General features: G+C 72.1%; 9 protein-coding genes and 2 tRNA genes. 7 read left to right on the plus strand and 4 right to left on the minus strand.

All coding sequences use genetic code 11. The features are described 5' to 3' along the window. Positions 1-370: 370 nt before the first annotated feature. A complete protein-coding gene (locus HMPREF3159_RS01175) occupies positions 371-850 on the minus strand; it encodes an aminoacyl-tRNA deacylase (protein WP_070499215.1) in 480 nt (159 codons plus the stop codon). A gap of 91 nt (positions 851-941) precedes the next feature. Here HMPREF3159_RS01175 and HMPREF3159_RS01180 point away from each other — a divergent pair, with 91 nt between their 5' ends. The 4 genes from HMPREF3159_RS01180 to HMPREF3159_RS01190 all read left to right on the plus strand — a co-directional run bounded on the left by HMPREF3159_RS01180 (position 942) and on the right by HMPREF3159_RS01190 (position 2,325). Further along, complete coding sequence (locus HMPREF3159_RS01180) at positions 942-1,772, plus strand: hypothetical protein (RefSeq protein WP_070499217.1); 831 nt, start codon at positions 942-944, stop codon at positions 1,770-1,772. 170 nt (positions 1,773-1,942) lie between these two features. Continuing rightward, positions 1,943-2,016 (plus strand) — tRNA-Ile (locus HMPREF3159_RS01185). Positions 2,017-2,037: 21 nt separating this feature from the next. After that, on the plus strand, positions 2,038-2,208 hold the full coding sequence (locus tag HMPREF3159_RS16915; RefSeq protein WP_141748016.1) for a DLW-39 family protein: 171 nt from the start codon (positions 2,038-2,040) through the stop codon (positions 2,206-2,208). 41 nt (positions 2,209-2,249) lie between these two features. Further along, positions 2,250-2,325 (plus strand) — tRNA-Ala (locus HMPREF3159_RS01190). Between the two features lie 84 nt (positions 2,326-2,409). Here the strand turns inward: HMPREF3159_RS01190 and HMPREF3159_RS01195 are convergent. Then, on the minus strand, positions 2,410-3,546 hold the full coding sequence (locus HMPREF3159_RS01195; RefSeq protein ID WP_070499219.1) for a glucose-1-phosphate adenylyltransferase family protein: 1,137 nt from the start codon (positions 3,544-3,546) through the stop codon (positions 2,410-2,412). Positions 3,547-3,725: 179 nt separating this feature from the next. Here HMPREF3159_RS01195 and HMPREF3159_RS01200 point away from each other — a divergent pair, with 179 nt between their 5' ends. Next, positions 3,726-4,958: a nucleoside permease gene (locus HMPREF3159_RS01200; RefSeq protein WP_070499221.1), complete on the plus strand. Its 1,233-nt coding sequence runs from the start codon at positions 3,726-3,728 to the stop codon at positions 4,956-4,958. A 21-nt stretch (positions 4,959-4,979) separates the two neighbouring features. Here HMPREF3159_RS01200 and HMPREF3159_RS01205 read toward each other — a convergent pair whose 3' ends face one another. After that, a complete protein-coding gene (locus tag HMPREF3159_RS01205; protein WP_070499223.1) occupies positions 4,980-5,408 on the minus strand; it encodes an Lrp/AsnC family transcriptional regulator in 429 nt (142 codons plus the stop codon). A gap of 163 nt (positions 5,409-5,571) precedes the next feature. Between HMPREF3159_RS01205 and HMPREF3159_RS01210 the strand changes: the two genes are divergently transcribed. Beyond that, a complete protein-coding gene (locus HMPREF3159_RS01210; RefSeq protein WP_070499224.1) occupies positions 5,572-6,201 on the plus strand; it encodes a LysE family translocator in 630 nt (209 codons plus the stop codon). 33 nt (positions 6,202-6,234) lie between these two features. After that, a complete protein-coding gene (locus HMPREF3159_RS01215) occupies positions 6,235-6,927 on the plus strand; it encodes an SDR family NAD(P)-dependent oxidoreductase (protein WP_070499231.1) in 693 nt (230 codons plus the stop codon). A gap of 150 nt (positions 6,928-7,077) precedes the next feature. Here HMPREF3159_RS01215 and HMPREF3159_RS01220 read toward each other — a convergent pair. Then, positions 7,078-8,646 (minus strand): helix-turn-helix domain-containing protein (locus tag HMPREF3159_RS01220; RefSeq protein ID WP_070499233.1); only part of this gene is annotated, 1,569 nt, incomplete at its 5' end.

Genomic DNA, 8,646 nt, shown 5'->3' on the forward strand with positions numbered 1-8,646 from the left:
GCCCCGATGACCCCGCTGACGCCGCCGCGCCTCCCCGAGGCCGGCGGCGTCGTCGTCTCCGGGACCATTCGACCCTCGCCCCGTGCCCCGAGGGGCCGGCCGGCGAGGCGTGGCTTTGTGGCGGAACAGGCCCTCATTCCGACACAGAGCCACGTCTCGGATCGGCGCGGCCCCCTGGTGAGACCTTTTGTGGCCCGGAGGACTCATGCGGGGGTCGACATGAGTCGCCAGCGCAGCAAACATTGGCGAATGGCGGTCCCAAAGGCCCTGGTTCGCTAGGGACAGGGGATCCGCCGGCCAGTGTCGGGCGTCGGGTGTTGGGCGTCGGTGGTCCAGGGCGGGGTGCCGGATACCTGCCGTCCGCCCGGGGTCAGGGCTGCTGGAGCTCGGTGACGTCGGCGACCTGGGCGTCGAGGCGGGCGAGGGTCTCCTCGGCGGGGACGGTCGCGGCGACGCCGTGCGCGCCGGCGCCCATCGAGATCCGCCGCTCGGGATCCCCGGACAGGGACGCGTCGGCCACCACGGGCCAGGCCGTGGTCGCGCCGAAGGGCGTGATCGTGCCGCGCTCGTAGCCGGTGACCTCCTTCGCGACCTCCTTGTGCGGCATCGACAGGCGGTTCACGCCCAGCAGCGCGCGCAGCTTCGGCCAGGAGATCTCCCGGTCCCCGGGCACCAGCACGAAGAGGAAGTCGCCCTCGCCGCGTCGCACCACGAGGGTCTTGACGATGTCGCGGGGCTCGACGCCGCGGGCCGCGGCCGCCTCGGCGAGGGAGCCGACCCTCCCGTGCCGGGTGATCTCGTGGCGCAGGCCCAGGGCCTCCAGGGCGTCGGTCGCACGCTGCTCGCTCATGGCACCACGATAGTGAGCCGGGCGGCCGGCGGCGGGTGAGAGTCGTCGCGCCGGAGGGGAACGGGCCGAGAGACGGGGCTACGGTCGAGGGATGTCCCTCGCGCCTCCCGATTCCCTGCCGAGCTCCGTCGCCCCCGAGGAGTACCCGTGGCTCGGGCCGTCGGCGACCTCGGCGCTGCTGCTGGCCGACGGGGTGGTGGACCTCGAGCCCGGCGCGGACGGGGGCGCCGACGCCGCCGGCTCGCACCAGGACTCCGCTGTCCCCGCGCAGCCGGCGGAGGACCAGGTCACCCCGCTGGTGGACCGCGCCGCGATCGAGCAGGTCCTCGCCGCCGCAGGCGCCGCGCCGCTGGCCGAGCGGACCCTCGTCCTCGCCGTCGGCTCCAACCAGACCCCCTGGACCATCGCCCGGAAGTACCGCCGTTCGGGGCGCGACCTCGACGTGACAACGCCCTTCGTGCGCTGCACCGTGCATGGCCTCGCCGTCGGCCATGTCCCGAGCAGCGCCGCGCCCGGATACCTGCCCGCCGCTCCGTACCGCGCCGACGGGGAGCGGATGGAGCTGGTCGCGACCTGGTTCGACGAGGAGCAGCTGGCCGTCGTCGACCGGACTGAGCCGAACTACGACCGTCTGCGGCTGGAGGCCGCGGACGTCTCGCTCGCGCTCGCGACGGGCGAGCGGCCGGCGCACGTGGACGTCTACGCCTCGCGCTGGGGCGTGCTGGCCCGCGACGGCGTGCCGATCCCGCTGCGGCACCGGCAGCAGGAGCTGTTCGACGAGCTCCACGCCCTCACCGGCGACGAGCGGCTCATCGGCGCGGCGGCGGAGATCTGCGCCCGTCTCGCTGCGGACCCCGAGGTGGTGCGGGGCCTCGCCCGCGAGCACGGCCTCGTCGCCGGCGACGGGCTGCCGCGGCCCTGAGCTTCGGCGGACCGCCCCTCGGCGCCCCGACGATCAGGAAGCGTGGAGCCGGCCAGGATACTGTGACCTCGCGAACAACCGCCCCGGTCGGTTGGACGAGGCGACCAGGCTCGGGGTAACGTTGTGCGTCGGCGGAGATCCCCGGGAACTTTTCGGAGATCACCCTGCATGGGCCTATAGCTCAGTCGGTTAGAGCGCTGTCCTGATAAGACAGAGGTCGCTGGTTCAAGTCCAGCTAGGCCCACTTGGAGGATCGGAGGAACTCATGAAGAAGTTCATCGCGACCATCGCTGTCGTGCTCACCACGGCCGTCGCCGGGATCCTCACCTGGCGGAAGGTCGAGTCCGACCGGATCCGCAACGATCTGTGGAACGAGGCGGAGCGCGTCTCCGTCGAGCAGGACATGGCGGCGCGGAAGCAGGCGCAGCACTCCTGATCCGCACCGGTGCCGCAGCGAGTATGATCGGCACCACCCACGGGGACTTAGCTCAGTTGGTAGAGCGGTAGCTTTGCAAGCTTCAGGTCAGGGGTTCGACCCCCCTAGTCTCCACCAGGCAGGACAGACGAAGGCCCCTCCCCCGGGAGGGGCCTTCTGCGTGTCCAGTCGTGTCCGCACCGCCGTCGACTCGGGCCGGCCTCACTCCCGCGCCGTCGTCTCCGCGACCGTCCCGTCGACGCCCACGAGCGTGACGACGTCGTCGTCGCCGAGACGGGCCCCGGGCGGGACCTGCGCGTCGTCCTGCACGAGACAGCCGCGCAGACGGGCTCCGGCGCCCACGTGCGCACCGTCGAGGACGACGCACTCCACCAGCTCGGCACCGGCCTCGACGACCGCGCCGGGACTGATCACGCTGCGGGTCACGCTGCCGGCCACGTCGCTGCCCTGGGCGAGCAGGGAGGTGCTCACCGCGGCGCCGTCCCGGACGCGGGCGGGCAGCAGCTGAGGCTGGGCGGAGAAGATCGGCCAGTCGGGATCGTCGAGGGTCACGCCGTCGCCGTCGAGCAGGTGCATGTGCGCCGCCCAGTACGAGGCGAGGGTGCCGATGTCCCTCCAGTACCCCTCGAGGCGGTGCTCGACGGTCCGTTGCCGCCCGACGAAGTGGGGGATGAGGTCGTCGCCCCAGTCCTGCAGCTCGCCGACCTGCTCCGGCAGGGTCTGCAGGGCCTCGAGCAGCGCGGGGGCGTCGAAGCAGAAGATCTCGGTGGCGACGAGATCTGTGGGCGGGTCCTCCGGCTTGTACCAGAACTCCTCGACGATGCCGCCCTCCCCGGTGCGCACCACGCCGTGGCGGGAGGCGTCCTGCGGGAGGCGGGTGGTGACCATGGTGAGCTCGGCGTCGGCGGCCGCGTGCGTGTCCAGCACGTCCAGCAGATCGATCGTGTAGAGGTGATCGGCGCTGAGCACCAGCACGATCTCCGGGGCGAACTCGGCGATGAGCTCCTTCTGCCTCCACAGGGTGTCGCTGTTGCCGGTGGCGAAGCCTTCACCCTGGGCGCCCTCGAAGGGGGTGAGGGTGCGCAGCCCGTCGTGGGTGCGGTCGAGGTCCCAGGGCCGGCCGGCCGACAGGTGCTCGTTCAGCGAGTGCGGGAGATACTGCTCGACCACCCAGACCGCCCTGAGGTGGCTGTTGGCGAGATTGGACAGCGCGATGTCGATCAGCCGGTAGGAGCCGCCCACGCGGAGGGCGGGCTTGGCCTGCTCGTCGGTGAGCGCTCCCATCCGGGAGCCCTGTCCGCCGGCGAGCACGATCGCGAGGGTGCGGGGGATGCGCATACGGGCCAGGGTACGGGCGCGACGTGCGAGGGGGGACGCGCGAGGGGGGAGTGTACCGACCGGCGGGTCCAGCCCGTCGGCTGCCCCGCGGAGACGCCGCCGGACCGCGATCCCGTCGCGCGGAGTCCCTCTCCGCGCCCCCTCCCGTTCCGGAGGACGGTCGGCTAGATTCTCCGTTCATGACACTCGACCCCGTCATCCGCCTGCGACTCTCGACGATGATGTTCCTGGAGTTCTTCGTGTGGGGCGCCTGGTTCGTCACGCTCGGCACGTACCTCGCCGCGGATCTAGGTGCCAGCGGCAGCCAGATCGCCCTGGCCTTCCTCACCCAGTCCCTCGGCGCGATCCTCGCTCCCTTCATCGTGGGCCTGATCGCGGACCGCTGGTTCGCCGCGCAGCGCATCCTCGGTGTCCTGCACCTGTTCAGCGCCGTGATGCTCTTCCTCGCCGGCAGACAGGGCGAGTTCGGGGCGTTCTTCGTGTTCGCGCTGCTGGCGATGATCTCCTTCATGCCGACGCTGGCTCTGGCGAACTCGATCTCCTTCCGCCGCCTGACCAGCCCGGAGCGGCAGTTCCCGGCGATCCGCGTGTTCGGCACCATCGGCTGGATCGTGGCGGGGCTGCTCATCGGCTGGCTCGGCTGGGAGGCCGGGGGAGCGCTCGAGAACACCTTCGTCATGGCCGCGATCGGCTCGGCGCTGCTGGGCGTCTACGCGTTCACCCTCCCGCACACCCCGCCGGAGACGACGGGGGACCGCGTCACCGTCCGCGACGTGCTGGGCCTGGACGCCCTCGCGCTGCTGAAGTCCCGCTCCTATCTGGTGTTCTTCCTCGCCTCGATCCTGATCTGCATCCCGCTGGCGTTCTACTACAACTTCACCAACCTCTACCTCAACGAGATCGGTGTGCAGTCCGCCGCGGCCGTGCAGTCCCTCGGCCAGGTCTCCGAAGCGCTGTTCCTGCTGGTCATGCCGCTGATGCTGAGGAAGCTCGGCGTGAAGCGGACGCTGCTGATCGGCATGCTCGCCTGGGCGCTGCGCTACGCCCTGTTCGCCGTGGGGGACGCCGGCTCGCTGCTGTGGCTGGTGATCATCGGCCTCGTGCTGCACGGGGTCTGCTACGACTTCTTCTTCGTCGCAGGGCAGATCTTTACCGACCGCTTCGCCCCCAAGCACGTGCGCAGCGCCGCCCAGGGGTTGATCTCGCTCGCGACCTACGGCGTGGGCCTGCTGATCGGCTCCCTGATCTCCGGCCCGATCGTCGACGCCTTCCTCGCGGCCGACGGCACCCACGACTGGCGCACCATCTGGCTCATCCCGGCGGCGCTCGCCGTCGGCGTCGCGCTGTTCTTCGCCGCGCTCTTCCGGGAGCGGGAGACGGCGGAGGCGGCGGAGGTCCCGCAGGGGGCGTGAGGGCAGCGTGCGTGCCCCGCTCTACACCGTGCGCAGCGAGCTGAACAGCAGATTCGTCTGCGTGGTGCGCACGCCGGGGATCGCCCGGACCCGCTCCAGCACGAGGTCGAACTCGGCGAGGTTCCGCGCCCGGATCTGCAGCACGAGGTCCCAGGTGCCGGTGGTGGAGTGGAACTGCTCGAGCTCGGGATAGCCGCGCAGCTCGCGCACGATCTCGGGGCTGCGGCTGTTCTCGGTCGCGACGAGCATCACGCCCTGGACCGAGTCGTGCTCGAGGTCGCCGCTGACCCGGATCGTGAACCCCTCGATCACGCCGTTGTCCACGAGGCGGTCGATCCGCGAGGTCACGGTGGAGCGGTTCACCCCGAGCTCGCGGGCGAGGACCGCCACGGGGGTGCGGCTGTTCGCGCGGAGGAGGGCGATGAGGCGGTAGTCGAGATCGTCGAGCACGCAGACAGCCTAATACCGCCCAGCAGACTGCTCGACCTCCCGCCGTTCTGCCCGGCATCTCGATCATTGCGACGCCGCATCGCCACCTCCTAGAGTCACTGTCGGCCCAGGTGAGGGCGTGATTCCGGGAGCTCCTCCCGCAGTGAGATCAAGGTGGTGAGAAGTGCTCGACGTGTCCGTCCTGCCCGCTTTCCTGCTGGCCGTCACGGTCATCCTCGTGACTCCCGGACCGGACATGGCGTTCATGGTCGCCACCGGCATCAACCAGGGCAGGCGCGCCGCCGTCCAGGGCGCCTTCGGGGTCACCTCGGCGATGACGATCTGGGTGCTCGTCGCGGCGACGGGGCTCGGCGTCGCACTGACCCAGCTGCCGGCCGCGCTGGACGCGATCCGGCTGGCCGGTGCCGGCTACCTGGCCTTCCTCGCGGTCACCACCTGGCGCCGCGCCGGTGCCCCGCTCGAGGAGGCCGCCGTCGTCCCGAACGTCTTCCGCCGCGGCTTCGTCGTGAACATCACCAACCCCAAGATCGCGCTGTTCTTCGTCGCCTTCCTGCCCCAGTTCCTGGGCACGACGGGCGGGACCGGGGAGAACCCCTTCGCACAGATCCTCATGCTGGGCCTGCTGCTGCAGCTGACCGGCCTGCTCACCGACCTCGCGATCGGCAGCGCCGCGGGGCTCTTCCGCGACGCGGTGCTCAGCCGGCCGCGCGTGCGTTACCTGCTCGACGGCGCGGCCGGCACCGTCTACGGCGCGCTCGCGGTACTGCTGGTGATGGGGGTCGTGCACGGCTAGACCCGCGCCGCCGGTCGGCGGCAGACTGGACGCATGACCACCGCCGACCAGCACAGCACCACCCCTCGCACGGCTCTCGTCATTGGCGCGACCAGCGGGATCGGCCGCGAGGTCGCCCTGCAGCTCGCCGAGCTCGGCTGGAGGGTGATCGCCGTCGGCCGAGACCGGGAGGCCCTCGCGCAGCTCGAGGAGGCCTCCGCACTGATCACCCCGCGCGCCGCGGACCTGCTCACCGGCGACCTCGCCGCGCTCGTGCCCGACCGCGTGGACGCCCTGGTCCACGCCGCCGGGATCTCTCCCTCCACCCGGGTCGAGGACACGGCCGATGCGGACTGGGAGCGGGTCTTCGCCCTCAACGTCACCGCCGGTGCGGCGCTCGTCCGGCACGCACTGCCCGCCCTGCGCGACGCGCGCGGCACCGTGGTGCTCGTGAACTCGGGCGCCGGCACCGCCGCCCGTCCCCGCAACGCCCCGTACGCCGCGAGCAAGCACGCGCTCCGGGCGCTCGCCAACGGCCTGCGCGCCGAGGAGGAGGGGAACGGGGTGCGGGTCTCGACCGTGTACCCCGGCCCCACGGACACCCCGATGTTCGGCGGGGACGTCGACCGGGGCGAGCTGATCCGTCCCTCCTCCGTCGCGAGGGCGGTGGTCATGGCCATCACCGCGAGCGAGGACGTGCAGCTCACGGACATCCACGTCCGGCCCCGGCGCGAGCTGTCCTGGTGAGCTGGCGGCCGGTGCTGCTCGTCGCGGCGGGCATCGATGCTCTCGCTGACCGGGGCGAGCGTCGCCGGCGACGTGCTCATCGACGCCGAGGTGAGGTGCCTGGGGCTGGAGCTGGGGCGCAGGGCGACGGCCCGACGAGCCCGGAGATCCTCACCCTCGCGGCGGCACCGATGACGCGGGGCCGGCCCCGCCCTTCGGCTCCTCACTGGTCTTCCCCTCGGTCGAGGGCGCATGCCGCTCGAGGAACTCGAGCATCGCCACCCGGTCCACCCCGGTGAAGGTGCCCGTCGGCATCGCGGCGAGCAGCGAGGCGTGCAGGCGCGCGACCGGCCACACCGAGCCGTGCCAGCGCTCGACCAGCTCGGGCGCGGGGCGTCGGCAGCAGTCCGGGTCGGGGCAGCTCGAGGAGTGGCGCACGCTCGTCTCCCGGCCCCGGAACCACTTCGTGTGCGCGAAGTCGGTGCCCACCGAGATGGAGAACTCCCCGCCGGAGCCGGACTCGATGCGGGAGGTGCACCAGTAGGTGCCGCCGGGCTTGTCGGTGTACTGGCTGTACTGCCGCATCCGGTCCTCGGAGCGGAAGACCCGCCGCGCGCTCCACCAGCGGCACACCAGCTGCCCCTCCACCGCGCCGAGCGCATCGGTGGGGAAGCGGACGTGGTCGTTCTGGTACGCCTTCACTATCGTGCCCGAGGAGTGCACCTTCAGGAAGTGCACCGGGATGTCGAGGTGATGGGTGGCGAGGTTCGTGAACCTGTGTGCGGCCAGCTCGTAGGTGACGGCGAACTCGTCGCGCAGGTCCTCGACCGACAGCTCCCGCTGCGCCTTCGCCCGCTGCAGGAGCTCGCTCGCCCCCGCCTCCGGCACCAGCATCGCCGCGGCCAGGTAGTTCACCTCCACCCGCTGGCGCAGCAGCTCCCCGTAGTCGGCCGGCTCGTCCATCCCCAGCACGTGCGCGGCCAGGGCCTGCAGCACCGTGGTGCGGGGGTCGGCGGCATCGCGCCCGAGCGGCAGGTAGATCCGCATCGAGGACGCATCGGTGATCGAGCGGGCCGAGTGGGGGAGGTCCGGCACAGAGTGGAGGGAGAAGCCGAGTTCCTCGGCCAGCAGCGAGACCTTGCGGTGCGAGAGCGGGCCGCCGCTGTGCCCGATCCGGGCCAGCAGCTCCCGCGCCGTCTCCTCGAGGGCGGGGTAGTAGTTGCCGGCCTCGGACTGCTCCTGACGCAGCTGCCCGTTGACGCGCCGCGCCTCCTCCGGGGTCGCGGCCCGCTGCTCGTGCAGGCGCCGCAGCTCCTCGTGCAGGGTCAGGATCGTCTCGATCGCCGCGTCGGAGAGGGTCTTGCGCACGGGCAGGTCCGGCAGGCCGAGACCCCGGTAGAGCGCCCCGGCCTGCGCCTTCTCGAGCGCGATCTCGAGCGCCGCCCGACGCGACGGGGGCTCCGGGTCCAGCAGGTCCTCGACCCCCACCTCGAGCGCGCGCGCGATCCGGCGCAGCTCCCCGAGGCGCAGCTCGCGCTTCCCGTTCTCGATCACGGACAGCTGCGAGGGGGCGCGGTCCAGGGCCGCGGCGAGCTCGGCGAGGGAGAGGCCTCTCGCGGTGCGCGCGGCACGGATCCGTCGGCCGATGAGCAGCGGGTCGACCTCGTCGTCGGGATCGGGCGCGAGCGCGCCGGGAGCAGGTGCGCCGGGTGCGGGCCCGTCGGCCGCGGGGGAGGGGCG

The organism is Brachybacterium sp. HMSC06H03 (assembly GCF_001807385.1).
Taxonomy (GTDB): domain Bacteria; phylum Actinomycetota; class Actinomycetes; order Actinomycetales; family Dermabacteraceae; genus Brachybacterium; species Brachybacterium conglomeratum.

Bases quoted from the DNA above. Each gene is read 5' to 3' on its own strand.
- HMPREF3159_RS01175 (WP_070499215.1), bottom strand. From the start codon at position 850: ATGAGCGAGCAGCGTGCGACCGACGCCCTGGAGGCCCTGGGCCTGCGC.
- HMPREF3159_RS01180 (WP_070499217.1), top strand. From the start codon at position 942: ATGTCCCTCGCGCCTCCCGATTCCCTGCCGAGCTCCGTCGCCCCCGAG.
- HMPREF3159_RS16915 (WP_141748016.1), top strand. From the start codon at position 2,038: ATGAAGAAGTTCATCGCGACCATCGCTGTCGTGCTCACCACGGCCGTC.
- HMPREF3159_RS01195 (WP_070499219.1), bottom strand. From the start codon at position 3,546: ATGCGCATCCCCCGCACCCTCGCGATCGTGCTCGCCGGCGGACAGGGC.
- HMPREF3159_RS01200 (WP_070499221.1), top strand. From the start codon at position 3,726: ATGACACTCGACCCCGTCATCCGCCTGCGACTCTCGACGATGATGTTC.
- HMPREF3159_RS01215 (WP_070499231.1), top strand. From the start codon at position 6,235: ATGACCACCGCCGACCAGCACAGCACCACCCCTCGCACGGCTCTCGTC.